9 protein-coding genes are annotated in these 12,313 nt (G+C 37.6%); 3 read left to right on the top strand and 6 right to left on the bottom strand.

What is annotated here, in order from left to right:
• Window positions 1-185: 185 nt before the first annotated feature.
• On the bottom strand, window positions 186-2,552 hold the full coding sequence (locus QM524_RS07370) for a LysM peptidoglycan-binding domain-containing protein (RefSeq protein ID WP_283344080.1): 2,367 nt from the start codon (window positions 2,550-2,552) through the stop codon (window positions 186-188).
• Window positions 2,553-3,025: 473 nt separating this feature from the next.
• Between QM524_RS07370 and QM524_RS07365 the strand changes: the two genes are divergently transcribed.
• Window positions 3,026-3,598 carry a DUF3109 family protein gene (locus QM524_RS07365; RefSeq protein ID WP_095160406.1) on the top strand — a complete coding sequence of 191 codons (573 nt, stop codon included), beginning with the start codon at window positions 3,026-3,028 and terminating at the stop codon, window positions 3,596-3,598.
• Window positions 3,598-3,930, top strand: a complete 333-nt coding sequence (locus tag QM524_RS07360) for an MGMT family protein (protein WP_283344079.1) — start codon at window positions 3,598-3,600, stop codon at window positions 3,928-3,930. The genes QM524_RS07365 and QM524_RS07360 overlap by 1 nt, the downstream gene beginning before the upstream one ends.
• 51 nt (window positions 3,931-3,981) lie before the next feature.
• On the opposite strand, the gene QM524_RS07355 is transcribed toward QM524_RS07360, so the two are convergent.
• From QM524_RS07355 to hemW, 3 genes are all read right to left on the bottom strand, one after another.
• The gene (locus QM524_RS07355) at window positions 3,982-4,572 is read right to left on the bottom strand and encodes a hypothetical protein (protein WP_141234668.1); all 591 of its coding nucleotides are present in this window, start codon (window positions 4,570-4,572) and stop codon (window positions 3,982-3,984) included.
• Window positions 4,573-5,089: 517 nt separating this feature from the next.
• On the bottom strand, window positions 5,090-5,887 hold the full coding sequence (mtgA, locus tag QM524_RS07350; RefSeq protein WP_229242160.1) for a monofunctional biosynthetic peptidoglycan transglycosylase: 798 nt from the start codon (window positions 5,885-5,887) through the stop codon (window positions 5,090-5,092).
• 455 nt (window positions 5,888-6,342) lie between these two features.
• Window positions 6,343-7,470 carry a radical SAM family heme chaperone HemW gene (gene hemW / locus QM524_RS07345; RefSeq protein WP_283344078.1) on the bottom strand — a complete coding sequence of 376 codons (1,128 nt, stop codon included), beginning with the start codon at window positions 7,468-7,470 and terminating at the stop codon, window positions 6,343-6,345.
• A gap of 236 nt (window positions 7,471-7,706) precedes the next feature.
• Here hemW and rfbC point away from each other — a divergent pair, with 236 nt between their 5' ends.
• A complete protein-coding gene (gene rfbC / locus QM524_RS07340; RefSeq protein ID WP_095160411.1) occupies window positions 7,707-8,237 on the top strand; it encodes a dTDP-4-dehydrorhamnose 3,5-epimerase in 531 nt (176 codons plus the stop codon).
• 332 nt (window positions 8,238-8,569) lie between these two features.
• Here rfbC and QM524_RS07335 read toward each other — a convergent pair whose 3' ends face one another.
• Both QM524_RS07335 and QM524_RS07330 read right to left on the bottom strand, forming a co-directional pair.
• Window positions 8,570-10,777, bottom strand: a complete 2,208-nt coding sequence (locus tag QM524_RS07335) for a carbohydrate binding family 9 domain-containing protein (RefSeq protein WP_283344077.1) — start codon at window positions 10,775-10,777, stop codon at window positions 8,570-8,572.
• Between the two features lie 397 nt (window positions 10,778-11,174).
• The gene (locus QM524_RS07330) at window positions 11,175-12,044 is read right to left on the bottom strand and encodes a sugar phosphate isomerase/epimerase family protein (protein ID WP_283344076.1); all 870 of its coding nucleotides are present in this window, start codon (window positions 12,042-12,044) and stop codon (window positions 11,175-11,177) included.
• Between the last annotated feature and the right edge of the window lie 269 nt (window positions 12,045-12,313).

The raw sequence follows: 12,313 nt of genomic DNA, 5'->3' as shown, positions 1-12,313 counted from the left end.
TATCACAATGAAATTTAGCATGAAAAAAAGCGGTCGAAAATTATTTTTCGACCGCTTTTTTTCATGCTATTATGTTAGATATAACTTGGTTTAAGACGCAATCATTGCGTTTCTACTGCTAGAATATAAATATTAAAATAATCACTCATTCACTCAATCTCAAATCACTAAATATTAATATCCACTTACTTCACTTTTAGTCTTTGCCCTGCTGAAATAGATGGACTAGATAAGCCATTTAACTTCAGGAATTGAGGAACAGATAATCCATACATTTGTGATATACGGTAGGCTGTTTCTCCTGCTTTCACCGTATGATATTTTGTCTCTGTAGGAGCAGGGGCAGTAGACACATAATCTGTTTGAGTACGAACAGGGACTTTCTGCGGTAGAGGAATCGAACCATAAGTGCTTGTTCCTGAGCCTTCTGTTGGCAAATGGGCATATTCTCCTGGAATAGAAATTTCTTGTCCTACTTCTACATTGTTGGATGGTAAACTATTCCAATTACGGACGTTTTCAGCGCTTACATCGTAAAACTGTGCAATACGGAAAAGCGTTTCACCCTTTTGTACAGTGTGTACAATTTTGAATATCGGTTTGTTTGTTGACCTTGAGAAAGTTGAGTTTCCAACATTATCTGGAACTTTCATCTGCGAATCATTTTTATCAGGGCTGCTACCATAACTAGGTTCGTCAATAGCTGATGGTTTTGGTTTTTTATAGTCGTTTGGAATAGTACTATCTTGGTTTCCAATCAAAGCATTGGAAGCTCCACTTTTGTACACTTTTATATCCTGACCAACACGTAAAGTCACACTTGCATCCACACCATTGAGCTGATATAAGTCTGCAACAGACATATTGTATAAGCGAGCAATGCTGAAGTAGGTTTGTTTGGCTTCAACACGGTGCGAGCCGATATTTAAGTTTTTCCTTGAATCACTTGCCTCGTTTGGAGGTGTTGGATTCGCAGGCTTTGGATTCGGTGTTGGGTACACAGGATCCAAAGGATCTGGGTCTTTTTTGCCAGGACTTGATGGCGTTACAGGAGCATCAGGCTGTTTGGTTGGGGTACCTGGATTTACCAGAATTGGAGGTGGCATCTTATCCACACCACTGCTACCACCATTGTCTGGTTTAGGCGTTTCTTTGGGAGGAGTAGGTACTACAGGGTTTTTATTAGTATCTCTTGGAGGCTGAGATGGATTTACATCTGGATTAAAAGGAATATCTGGCCCTGTGCGTGTATCAATCAGGTATAAGATTCTTCCTTTCGATAATCTTTGAACCGTTGTAATACGGTTTTTCTCTTTCAAATCATCTAAATTAATCCCATAAATTTGAGATACTTGCCAAAGAGATTCGTTGTCACGAACCGTATGGAACGCAACTTGTGCTTTACGGTCTTTTTTTCGTAGGTAATATACCTGATTAGGAATGATACGCTCGTTATCTTCCAAATCATTGTATTTCAAAAATTTCTTTAAACTAATATCCCCACGATCTGCGATTTTTTCAGGAGTGTCTCCTTCCAACGCTAAAATCCCTTTCTTACCATTGATTTCATAGTAGATGGGTTCATTAGGGTTTGTATTTGCAGGGGAAAGTCTTTTGAGCACCGGAAAACCAATATCTGGAGTAGTATCTGGTCCATTAGTGCTATTACCACCATTAAATATGTTTGTCGAATTAGTATTTTCGGTATCTACAATACCTATCAACTCCTGATATTTCATCGGATCTACTACCAAATACAGGGTGTAATCTTTGTCATCAGGAATAGACTTTGACGTAAGCCAAGAGTTAGAAAGCTCCAATTCTTGCGTGCTTACTTTCAAAAGCGTAGCAATTTCATATAGACTTTTTCCTTTGGTTTTACTATATTCAAACAATACAGGATTGTTAAGAGGAGGGTTTTGCTTAGCCTTATTGTATTCTTGGTCAAGAACTAATTTATAGGCCAAGAAACGAATAATATACCAGTCGGTTTCGCCAGTAACGGTAATTTCAGACTTGTTGGCCCATTCCATTTCTTTGGCTTTCCTGAAGCTTGTGTATCCCAAACGATACGATAAAATACTCGCCACCCAGTTACCCAACAAATCTTTATGTTTTCTAAAATAGCTACAAGCAGCTCTGGTCGAAGCCATAAGGTGCTTACGCTCGTCTACCACAGCATCTACTCTAAGATTGAAATCTCTAGCAGTTTCTTTTTTGAATTGCCAATAGCCAATGGCGTCTGAAGTGGAGCGTGCATCAGGGCTCAAGAAGCTCTCTTGAACACATAAATACTTGATTTCATCTGGAATTCTTTCCTCTTGCAAGATACGCTCAACAGCTGGTAGATAGGTAAGCATTCGGCCCACCATTCTATTCAAATAGTTGGCATTGATCGTGAGAGGGCTGATTTCATTTTGAATTTTGGTGCGCGCCTCATCCGTAATTTTTACATTAACAGAGCCAATGACCATACTTGATGGAACATCTTGAGCCATTAATACGCTCGGGAAGAAAGCAACAAGTAATGTTAGGTAGCGATATAATTTCATGAACTTTTAAGAAAAGTAAGATATATTTTGTGCAATAATTTTTAATTCAACTACGGTACTTTAGTATAAATGTCAGGGCCAAGCAATTTCTACAGTGTTTTGTTTCTTAGACTTTCAAAAGTTTTGATGTTTCGATAAATACTTAATAATTCAATGAGAGGCTACAAAATATTGGAATACCTCCTGTGTTAAAAGAAAATGATAACGAATCAAATGTTGACAGGTCTATATACTCAATTTATGTAGAAGTAAGCTATTAGCTGATAGAATGAGTCATTCTGATACAACCTAAATCAAAGTAAATTGCACAGGTGCAAATGAGAAAGAGATTCTTTACATCTTGACTAGCAAACTCAATTAGAGTGCCAAATTGTAAAAGTATCTAAAAATTACTTTAATTTCGCTAGATTTTTATTGAGTGGTGCATTTTATTTGGTGCTTTTTCCCAAATTTAACGAATATACTATAGGATTATGATTTTAATTGAGAATACGGTCATTAGTGATGATATCGCCGAGAAATTTTTTGTATGTGATCTCCTTAAATGTAAAGGAGCGTGCTGTGTTGAGGGTGATTTAGGGGCACCGTTGGAGGACGACGAATTGCCTATTATGGACGAAATCCTAGATGCAGTAAAACCATACTTGTCGCCAGAAGGCTTAGCAGTAATTGAAAAGGAAGGCACTTATGTAAAAGACTGGGAGGGTGATTTTTCAACACCTGTAATCGAAGGGCGTGAGTGTGCTTTCGCTTTGTATGATGATAAAGGTATTTTGAAATGTGGTATTGAACAGGCGTATTTCGATGGTAAAATTTCATGGAGAAAACCAATCTCTTGCCATTTGTATCCTATTCGTATTTCAAAATATGACCAATATGATGCCTTAAACTACGATCGTTGGCATATATGTTCGGATGCTTGTTCACATGGTGAACAATTGGGCGTAGAGCTTTATAAGTTTTTGAAAGAACCGCTGATTCGTAAATATGGGGAGGCTTGGTATCAAGAATTGTTAGAAGAAATTAAAGACCGTCAAGAGGAGTAATGGCTACCGACAAATCGAGCATATTCGAGGATGTGTATGCGGTAGTGCGTCTTATTCCTCAAGGAAGAGTGACTAGCTATGGTGCTATTGCTCAGTTTTTAGGAAAAAAAAGTGGGGCAAGATTAGTAGGCTGGGCGATGAATGCATCTCATGTCGATCCATCCATTCCTGCACATCGTGTCGTTAATAGCTCAGGCATACTTACAGGTAAGGGCTTTTTTGGTGGTAATCTTATGCAAGAACTATTAGAAGCAGAAGGTCTTGTAATCAAAAATGATAAGATTGTCGATTTTAAAAAACACTTGTGGATTCCCTCAGAAGAGTTGTTGTAATGCCAATAAAGCACAAAAAAAAGGCTAACCATTGGGGTTAGCCTTTTTTGATTAGCCCCTAGGGCTCATTTGATAAGTAATGCTAATGTTTTGTGTATTTTCATCAACAATGCCGGCGAAAAAACCTGCGAATACTGCGGCGGTCGGAATATCAATCTCATCGAGTTTTTGAATATCCCAATTTACTTTGCGAGCGTTTACACTCAAATGGAGTACCAAAGTTTTAGTGTCGGTTTTCAAAATATCCCATAACACCTCTTTTTTGTCTTCCAACACCATTTTTAATTTAGTGTTGTTGTCCACGAGCTTCCACTTTCCTTCATGTTTGTCACCTCCTTCGTCTGTGTGAATCACAGTACCGTCGGGCGATAACTTGAAGCATTCTTTCGAATAGTCACGCAAATTTGCTACTTCTCCTCTTTGGTAAAGCATATCCTTTTTGGCATCTGCTTGGTAATTTACCTTGTTGATTGTCCAAGTTCTAGACAATTGATTGGTTAGTTCATCTCCCTCTAATAATTCAGTGATGATAGATGGACTGTCCTGAGAAGAAAGGTCGTGTTGTTTCTGTTTGACTTTACAAGCAGCAACAAGCATGCTAATCATAGCGAAAAACATGCAGAGTAATAGCGTCTTTCTCATACAATATATGGTTGTTTAAGTAGAGCAAAAAGCCTCTTTCGGCCTGATGCGAGACTACTGCACCTTCCCGTATTCAAGTAGTAGTCATTCTTGAATATTCTTTGTGCTCAAAAAATAAGATAGCACAGAAAACAGTCATTCGGAGCCAAGCTGTACGGAGTCTTGGGGAATGAAAGCGAATACCTTAATTGTGATTAGGTTTTGGATTATTTTGTGAAAATGTTCGTATCCGAATAAGCTGGATAATTGATGTGTAATTAAGTAAGAAACTGTTTTACAGTTGTTTAAATTTGACGTGTGAAATTTGGATTCAAAGAACGTTTTTGGACATTTTCACAAGAGTGTATGCAAAGGTAATACATTTTTTATCAATTTTCCAAACCGTTTAATAAAGTCCATAGCCTCTCTGTATCGTTAGAAAATCGTTGTTTGGAGGTGTGATAAAATAGAAAAACGGGTAAAAATGTTTCTTAAAAACACCTTTTACCCGTTTTACTTTTAGAATATTTTGTCTTTTCTATAGATTCGAAATATATTGTTTGCCACCCAATCCTCGCATTTGTCTTACAATAAAATTGGTTCTACGTTGTACATAGCCTGAAGGTTTTTTGATCGAAAAACGATTAGGGCTAGGTAAAACTGCTGCAATCCTTGCTGCTTCGGCACGTGTCAAAGAATTGGCTGAATGCCCGTAATATTTGAGAGAGGCAGCCTCTACACCAAACGTCATTTTACCTGTTTCGGCAACATTTAGGTATACTTCAAGGATACGCTCTTTTCCCCAAATCAATTCGATTAATAAGGTAAAATACGCTTCAAGTGCTTTGCGAACATAGCTTCTGCCTTGCCACAAAAACACGTTTTTGGCTACTTGCTGCGAGATAGTACTAGCTCCTTTGATTTTTTTGCCTTTAAAATTATGACGAAAAGCACCCCACATCGCATCAAAATCGAATCCGTGGTGTTCTGGAAAAAGCTGGTCTTCAGAGGCAACAACCGCCAAGGCTACTTCTTTCGAAATATTTTCGTAAGGTTCCCAATCTGAATAGATTTCAGAATCGCGTCCATCTGCAATTGCTTCTAATTTACGGTCGAGCATAGTAGGAGTAAACCAAACGGGTACAAATTTGAAAATCAGTACCAATGCCAACGAGATGCCCAAAAAATAAAGTATAGCTTTTAAGAAAAGACGTTGTAGGTATTGTGCAAAAGTATGTTCTTCTCTAAATGCTTTATAACGTTGCCACCAACTAGGTTTGGGCGTGGTTTCTTCCATTGGTTCTTGCTCAGTGATTTTGAATGTATTTTTTCCCATAAAGCAATCTGTATATCAAATGAGGAGTTGATTTGTACGAGTAGATTAGGTTTTTGCCATAAGCGCATGTTTAAATTTATAAGTTATTCAAAATGGATAATTTACAGATTTTAGTATTTAGTTTTACGAAATCCTATTGTCTGAGCCGTAGGCGAGTTTAGGATTTCTTGACTTTCTTTTGTTACTTTTCTTGTGTCAAGACAAGAAAAGTAAGGAGTGGCGAATGGAAATTTCGTTCTTTCGACAAATACCAAAATTTTTAAACATACTCGTAAGCTGAGAAACACAAATTTACTCAAAAATATCATTGGTTTTGTGATAATTTCAGGAAGTATTTCTAGAAAAAATACAAAATATTGATTTTGAATGATAAAGCATTTTTAGCACTCAGCCTAAGAATAGTCAGTAAAAAAGATTCTACCCAAACTATTGCCTCGGAGAAATGATATTTTGCTCTATTCTTCCACAAATAAATCTGATGCAATACGGTCAGCAAAAAGTTTTCCTGCTTCCGTGAGTTTGAGTGTATGCTCAATAATTTCAAGATGGCCAGCTCTTAAAATTGGCTGAAGATAGCTTTTTTGTAAATCTAAAAAAGAGCTTCCAAGAATACTATCTAAATACTCAATTTTACATCCCCAAATTGTTCTTAATCCTGTCAACAAATATTCATTGATTTGGTCCTCCTTAGTAAGTATTTCAAGTGTTGCTGGAATAATCCCTGCGCTGATTTGCTGAACATATTTGGTATTGTTGGCAATATTATACTGGCGACTAACACCATTAAAACTATGTGCCGACGGACCTATGCCTAGATATTCCTCTTGTTTCCAATAACTGGTATTATGCTTTGAATAATGCTGATTTCGGGCAAAATTGGATATTTCATATTGTTCATAACCCATTCTTTGAAGATTTTCGACCAAAATACTGAATTGCTGTGCCGAAAAGTCATCGTCAATATTGGGCATTTTACCTTGTTTAGTCCATTTCCCAAAAACCGTTTGTGGTTCGATTGTCAGACAATAGGCAGAAACGTGCTGCAGATTGAGCGCTTCAACTTTTGCCAAATCTGAATATAAAATCTGATGGTCTGGTGCTGGAATCGCATAAATCAAATCAATCGTAATATTGTCAATACCTGCATCTTGTGCCAGTTTGACGCAAGTTTCGGCTTCTTTTGCATTGTGCGCACGATTCATCTGTTTGAGGTGTGGCTCGTGAAATGACTGAATACCAATACTAAGTCGGTTGATGCCAAACTTTTTGAAAATAGCCAGTTTTGCTACGCTAATATCGTCTGGATTTGCCTCTAGGGTAATTTCTGCATCAGGCAAAATGGTAAATGTTTGGTGTAAGGTAGAAAAAATGACTCCTAATGAAGTTTCATCCAAAATAGAGGGCGTGCCACCGCCAAAATAGATGGTCGATATATGGGTTTTTTTGAGGTAGCTTTTTTGTAATCGAATTTCTTGACAAATCGCCTCAACTACGGCTTCTTTTTGGGATAAGGAGGTACTAAAATGAAAGTCACAGTAGTAACATGCTTGTTTGCAAAAAGGAATATGAAGGTATATATGCATACGTTTGAGTGCGATGTTAATGAAAGCCCCTATTTTCGAGGCAAATAAATAGCAAAGGTAGGAAGTTTATTCGATAAAGTTTTTGAACTTTTCCTATAGAGAAAAGAACAGACTTCGATATAATCGCAATCAAATAAGTAGATTCCTTTAAAATAATTTTAGGTTTCGTTATGAAAAAACTAACTTTGGAGAATCTCAAAACAATTTTTTAATCAGTCTATTCAATTTCATTAATAATGCAGTTTAAGACAACAGCCTTAGAAGGAGTTATCGAATGCTATCCCACTAAATTCGAGGACGAAAGAGGTTTTTTTTTCGAATCGTACAATCAAAAACTTTTTGAAGCAAATGGTGTTCCGGGGAATTTTGTTCAAGACAATCACTCTTGGTCAAAGCCTGGCGTCGTTCGTGGCTTGCACTTCCAATATGATCCTTTTGCACAAGGCAAATTGGTGCGTGTAATCACTGGAAAAGTCATTGATGTCGTGGTAGATATTCGCCGTAATTCTCCAACTTTTGGTCAACACGCCAAATTTGAATTGGATTCAAACGTGGGCAATATGCTATTTGTCCCTGCTGGATTCGCACATGGTTTTGTGGCTTTGGAAGAAACTGTATTTTTGTACAAGTGTACTGAATACTGGCACAAAGCTTCTGAATCAGGTATTATTTACAATGACCCTGATCTTGGCATCGACTGGGGCGTAGAAAACCCAATCGTATCTTCAAAGGATTTAGTATTGCCAAGCTTCAAGGACTTGAAGTAGTCAAAAAGAAAGTTTTTCATATAAAGCTTTCTTGCTATTATCTTGAAAATTATCTAAATCAAAACCCCTTCAACGCTATCTATGAGTTGAAGGGTTTTTTGTTTAGCGCTTGAAACTTGATGGAATTACTTATTTGTACCTAGGGCTGTACGAATGATTTCAAACTATTGCAGATTTGGGATTTCAGATTTCGGAAATACAGTAAAATACCTTTGTTTTTGCAAAATATAGAAGATTATACTTCCGAAATCCAACATCTGATATCCGAAATAAACAGTTTATATAATCCTTCGTACAGTACTAATTTGTACCTTATCTCTGTTTCCTTTTTTCTAAAACTGCTTCAAATAACTGATTTTGGTAATTACATGATTTTCTACACGCACTCTTTCCATGTATGGATTAAAGGCTTGTTGGTTGAATACCAGATAGATATAGGATAAGGGTTGGTATTCCCACGAAAACCTAATGTTGTAATTTTGTGAGCTATTTTCAGAGTTTCTTTGGTAAAACCCTATGAGTTGTAACCTAGGATTGAGAGCAAATCTTCCCTCTATTGAGTATAAATCTACATTGGTCGTCGTTTGATTTTCGCCCACTTTCGAGAAATGATTTCGGTTAAATCTCCCAGATAATGACACATGAGGCATGGGCGCAAACTGTAAGGTAGCATCGGCGCCGTCCAAATGACCATTAAAATAAGAACCTCCCGAATAGCCTACTTGTAAATTGAGTACCCGTGAAGGGTCGGTACTGTAATACATCTGATGACGCACGTAGTTGTATTCACCAGCTCCAATTTTTACCCCTAGTGGTTCAAAGGCCTCTGTCAAATACTGATAAGTTGGGTTGATACTATATCCAAAGTATCCTCCACTTTGCAGGTTCAGCCAAATAGGGTAAATTGTCCAAACTCGTTCAATCAGTTTGCCTGTGGAGGCTTGATGGTAGAATTCAGGAAAAATACTCGGTTCCCATGCACGTAGCCATTTTTTGAAAGGCAAATGTTTTCCGCGATACCACCAAAAAATGCCTGGCGTCGTAGCCACTACATCGTTACGTGAGACAAAACCCAATTCGGGGTCGTAATCCTTAGTTACAATCGATTGTGTCCACCAAATTTTGAATTGATTATTGACAAAAAAGTATTGTGCATACGCCGTCATCCCATTTTTTCCAGTAATACTCGAAGACGACTGCGATACCAAGGTATTTAAAGAGTGCGTATCCGAAAGCCTAAAAAAAGCATCAACAGTACTTACGATATTGGTGCCATCGGGTCTATTTTTAAGGGTTAATAAGCCACCTACACGATTTTGTTTACCAAAATTTTCAGAAAAACGTCCTACGAAAAAGTTGGTTGCAGGAGAGTCGCCAAGTTCTTTTTGGCGCATCAGTATGGCTCCGAAATTTCTTTTATCAGAACGATATACGATTCTACCTCCAATTTCGATAGGAATAGGGTTACCCTTGTCGTCCAAGCCGATTCGGCGACTAAAAAACGGCTGAATACGCATATTTCCGCCCGATTCATCAGGATTTCGGCTAATACCTACCCCAAAAAGAGAAGCATTTTCGAGAAAGAATTGTCGTCTTTCTGGAAAAAATACCGAAAACCTACTCACATTATTTACCTGACGGTCGGCATCAGCCTGAGCAAAGTCGGTATTGATTGTCAAATCAAAAATGGTATTTGTATTGATAGCCCACTTCATTTCTCCACCAACTTTGACACTTGTTGCTTCAGGTTTTACCGAAGCATCATAGCCTGAATAGTGGTCGTACGAAGTCAAGAAATAGGGTTGAAAACGAATATTTGAGGTTGGGGGAGGAGGTTTTAGATTAGTCAATTTCCCTGCGTAGTTCATACGCATCGCTGTAAAAGAGCGAGGAAACGCCGAAAGGGCAGAAACCTCGTTGCTGAGCCTTCTATTTCTGTAGATATTTATTCCCCAATTTTGAATAGAATCTGCCGTTTTCGGATAGCGAAGAGTTTGCCAAGGAATCGCTATTTCAGCCACCCAACCCGAATCACTTCGGCTAGTACGTACACGCCAAAGTCCATCCCAATCCATATCATAATATAAATCATCGAAGGATAGCAAATCGCGTTGCACGCCATAAGGGTTAGTTCCTAACGAAATTGCATTTCGTTGATCATTAAATCCATCAAATGACAGCATGATTAAATCGTGCTGGAGGGCATTGAAATCTCGTTTGAAATCGGTGGCTCTAATGGCCTTTTTCCCTAATGAATCCTTTGAAATAATACCAAAGTATAAAAAATGGTTGTTGTACAACACTTTCACCTCAGTTTGGTGATTGGGTTTGTTGCCTTGGAAAGGTTCTATTTGGGTAAAATGTGGCGAACTCGGCGCTAATTTCCATTCTTCATCATTGAGTAAGCCATCGACTTTTAGTTTATGATGTATTTGAATAGCTCTAAGTTCTTTTTTGATGGAATCTGGCTTAAATACTTCAGCATCTTGTGCACTTACCCCAGTCCAAACCAATAATAGTGGGAGGAGAAATCTTTTCATTAATTATTTAGGATAGTATGTGAGTTGAGATTAAACGTTGAAAGAGAGGCGTAGAGATATTTTTGTAAAAGTCAGATAATCAAATAATTGAAGGTGTAATGTGGACTGTTTAATAGAAAATAGGCAAAGAGATAGCATAAGGGCATGTTTAAATACTGTAAGCTATTAAAATGAAAAAGTTTGTATTTACACTAATGAAATCCTACTGTTTGAGCCGCAGGCGAGTTTAGGATTTCTTGACTTTCTTTTGCGGCCGCCGCGCGGTTACTTTTCTTGTGTCAAGACAAGAAAAGTAAGGAGTGTCGAGTGGAAATTTTGTTTTTTCAACAAGTGCTAAGTAAAATTATTAAATATACTCTAATGTCTATATTCTCTTTGCCTAAGTTCTCAAATAATACTAGATAGAAAGCTTTTTCATGTATTCAGCGTCATATTTTAAGCTAATCAATGACGATTCTGGATATTCCTCTTGTTCAACCATGAAATACTTCATGCCATTGTCTAGTGCAGCTCTAAGCGTTTTTTGCATGTCTACGCTACCTTTGCCAAGGTCATTTTGAACGGGCTTACCATCAATTTTTTTGTAATCTTTTACATGACAAAGCTCATAACGCTTGCCATATTTTTTCAAATGCTCTGCTGTATTTACACCAGCCACATCAATCCAGCACAAATCCAATTCGAACATTACCTTTGATGGATCTGTATTTTCCAACAAATACTCTTGAGGCATTTTGCCGTCTAATAAGTGGAAAGAGTAATCGTGGTTATGATAACCAAATTTCAAGCCAGCTTTGTTTACTTGCTCGCCCACTTCGTTAAATTTATCTGCGATGCGCTTCCAGTCGTCCCAAGTTTTTTGAGCACCCAAGTAAGGACAAAGGATATATTTCAAGCCAGCCTCAGCTGCCAAGTCAATACTCTTTTTCAACTCCTCTGGTTTTTTGATTTCGCCTGTATAATTGAAGTGTGTACTGACCATTTTTACACCAATGTCGCCCAAAAAAGTTTTGATTTCCTTAGGTGTCATGCCCCAAAGAAACCCTTTTGCACCACCGTAGCTTTCAAATTGTTTGTAACCCATTTGTGCCAATTGAGTCATCACGCCTTTAGGATCTTTTGGCAATACATCACGAACACTGTACAATTGCACACCAAAAGTTTTGATGATTTTGCTATTCGAATTGGCGAATAAGTCTGAAGAATTTAGCGCGAACGCTCCAGCGGCAAGTAAGCCTGATTGCTTAAGAAAATTTCTTCTTTGCATGAGTTTGGATATAGTTTAAACGTAAAACAAAACCCCTTTGTGGGGTTTGGGGATAGTTATTTACAAAATTAAGGACAATAATCTGTTTCTTATCAGTAGTTATTGGGGTAACTATAATTTGTTGGTATCGGCGTTTGTAAAATTATATTCGCTTCAAAAAATAATCGAATAAAAACTTAAATCATAAATCAACAATCTCTGAGGGTTTTATAGCTCAAAAACTAAACAAACCTGTAATTTTGTAGCTGTTAATGCGTCTCTGCACGAAC

This window comes from Flectobacillus roseus, assembly GCF_030056595.1.
In the GTDB taxonomy this organism is placed as follows: domain Bacteria; phylum Bacteroidota; class Bacteroidia; order Cytophagales; family Spirosomataceae; genus Flectobacillus; species Flectobacillus roseus.
Note: the sequence above shows the minus strand (reverse complement) of the source record. Positions and strands in the feature narration are given on the sequence as shown.

Coding starts and splice junctions, on each gene's coding strand:
- QM524_RS07370 (WP_283344080.1), bottom strand. CDS start 2,552: ATGAAATTATATCGCTACCTAACATTACTTGTTGCTTTCTTCCCGAGC.
- QM524_RS07365 (WP_095160406.1), top strand. CDS start 3,026: ATGATTTTAATTGAGAATACGGTCATTAGTGATGATATCGCCGAGAAA.
- QM524_RS07360 (WP_283344079.1), top strand. CDS start 3,598: ATGGCTACCGACAAATCGAGCATATTCGAGGATGTGTATGCGGTAGTG.
- QM524_RS07355 (WP_141234668.1), bottom strand. CDS start 4,572: ATGAGAAAGACGCTATTACTCTGCATGTTTTTCGCTATGATTAGCATG.
- mtgA (WP_229242160.1), bottom strand. CDS start 5,887: ATGGGAAAAAATACATTCAAAATCACTGAGCAAGAACCAATGGAAGAA.
- hemW (WP_283344078.1), bottom strand. CDS start 7,470: ATGCATATATACCTTCATATTCCTTTTTGCAAACAAGCATGTTACTAC.
- rfbC (WP_095160411.1), top strand. CDS start 7,707: ATGCAGTTTAAGACAACAGCCTTAGAAGGAGTTATCGAATGCTATCCC.
- QM524_RS07335 (WP_283344077.1), bottom strand. CDS start 10,777: ATGAAAAGATTTCTCCTCCCACTATTATTGGTTTGGACTGGGGTAAGT.
- QM524_RS07330 (WP_283344076.1), bottom strand. CDS start 12,044: ATGCAAAGAAGAAATTTTCTTAAGCAATCAGGCTTACTTGCCGCTGGA.